Origin of the sequence: Acidisphaera rubrifaciens HS-AP3 (genome assembly GCF_000964365.1) — a bacterium.
Classification (GTDB): Bacteria; Pseudomonadota; Alphaproteobacteria; order Acetobacterales; family Acetobacteraceae; genus Acidisphaera; species Acidisphaera rubrifaciens.
Genome location: NZ_BANB01000224.1, coordinates 1 through 1,960 on the forward strand (window position 1 = coordinate 1; position 1,960 = coordinate 1,960).

At 75.4% G+C, this 1,960-nt stretch carries 2 protein-coding genes; one reads left to right on the top strand and one right to left on the bottom strand.

Going from position 1 to position 1,960, the window contains the following annotated elements:
- Window positions 1–839, top strand: an 839-nt coding sequence (locus B8460_RS07780; protein WP_048861020.1) for a threonine/serine exporter family protein, incomplete at its 5' end; no start/stop codon positions are given.
- A 7-nt stretch (window positions 840–846) separates the two neighbouring features.
- Here the strand turns inward: B8460_RS07780 and B8460_RS07785 are convergent.
- On the bottom strand, window positions 847–1,960 hold a 1,114-nt coding region (locus tag B8460_RS07785), incomplete at its 5' end, for a heavy metal translocating P-type ATPase (protein ID WP_048861021.1).

The following is a 1,960-nucleotide window of genomic DNA, read 5'->3' on the forward strand; positions in this document are numbered from 1 at the left end:
GGCTGTTCGGCGGCGACTGGCCGGCCTTCGCCGCCGCCGCGGTCGCCGGCGCGGTCGGCACCTGGCTGCGTCAGGAGATGGGCCGGCGCGCGGCCAACCTCGTCGCGACCGCCCTGGTCGCGGCGGGCGTGAGCGGGCTGATCGGCGCCGCCGCCGTCCTCGGCGGGCTGAGCGCGACCCCGTCGCTGTGCCTCGTGGCGCCGGGCATGATCATCGTGCCCGGCGTGCCGTTCATCAACGGGTTCCAGGACCTGATCCGCAACCACGTCACGCTCGGGGTCAGCCGGCTCGCCTTCGCCATGCTGGTGACCACGGCGATCGCGCTCGGGCTCTATGCCGCGACAGTGCTGACCGGCATCAGCATCCCGGTCGAAGCCGCGACGCGCGCCGTGGCGCTGCCGGAGGACGCGGCGTTTTCGGCGCTCGCCGCCATCGGGTTCGCGACGCTGTTCAACGTCCCGCCGCGCATCGCCTGGGCCTGCATCGTGTGCGCCGTCGCCAGCCACACGACGCGCACCTTCTGCACGCAGTCGGGGCTCGACCTGTCGAGCGGCACGCTGATCGGCGCGCTGATCGCGGGTGCGCTGGCGCAGGGGTTCGCGCGGCTGTTCCGCGCGCCGAGCGCCACCTTCGCCTTTCCGGGCGTCGTCGCCATGGTGCCCGGCGCCTTCGCGTTCCGCGTGGTCATCGGCGCGCTGCAGATCGCGCACGGCACGGCCACGCCAGGCGTCATCCATGCGACGCTGACGCTCGGCGTGCAGGTGGTGCTGATGATGGCCGCGATCGCCACCGGCATCGTTGCGCCGTCCGCCTTCAGCCGCGCCGCACCGTCGAAATAGCCGGCGTTCAGGGCAGCGCGGGGACCGCCGCCGTGTCGGCGAGGCTCGCGTACAGCTCGTCCTCCTGCGCGATATGCAGCCGCAGGATGGCGTCCAGCGCGATCAGCACCCGCCGGACCTCGTTGACCTCGGACGGTCCCGGGCCACCGGGCGGCAGATCGGCGATCATGCGCGCGAGCAGCGCGCCGAGGCGCTGCACCTCGCGATGCGTGCGGTGGAATGCGGCGATCGGATCGTCGCCGCCCAGCGCGCGTTCGATCGTGGGATAGAGCCGCGCGCCATCCTCCGCCTCGTGACGCAGCAGACGTTCGCGCACGACGGTCTCCACCTCCGTCAGCGCCGCCGCCGCCTCGCGCGGCGACAGGGTCGCGAGCGAATCGGCGACCGCACGCAACCGCGCGAGCGGCCCCGCGAGACGCGCGTGCTCGGCCTCCAGCCGCGCGACCTCGCCGGCGGGGATCGGCGCGCGCGGCCGTCCCGGGATACGCACCCGCAGCACCCGCAGCGCGTTGAGGATCGCGGCCACGTCGATCGCCTCCTGCAGCAGCGCGCCCGCGACCGGCGGCAGGAAGCCCGCCGCCGCGGCCAGCATCGCCAGCACCGACAGGCCCATGCCGCCGGCCACGGTCTGCAGGGCGATGCGCCGTGTGCCGCGGGCGATGGCCAGCGCCTCGGCCAGCCGATCGAGCCGGTCGACCAGCAGCACGACATCCGCCGTCTCGGCCGAGGCACCGGCGCCGCGCGCGCCCATCGCGACGCCGACATCGGCCGCCGCGAGCGCGGGCGCGTCGTTCACGCCGTCGCCCACCATGCCGCAGGCGCCATGCTCCGCCGCCGCCCGTGCCGCGGCGATGGCGGCGAGCTTGTCCTCCGGCCGCTGATCGGCCCGCACCTCGTCCACGCCGACCGCCGCCCCGATCGCCTCGGCGACGTCGCGCCGGTCGCCGGTCAGCATCACCAGGCGCCGTACCCCCGCCTGACGCAGCAGCCGCAACGCTCGCGGCGCGTCCGGGCGCAGCTCGTCCGCCAGCAGGATCGCGCCGATCATCACGCCGTCGGCGGCCACGAAGGCGCCGGTCGCGCCCTCATCGGCCATGCGGCGCAGGACGCCCGCGCTCCAG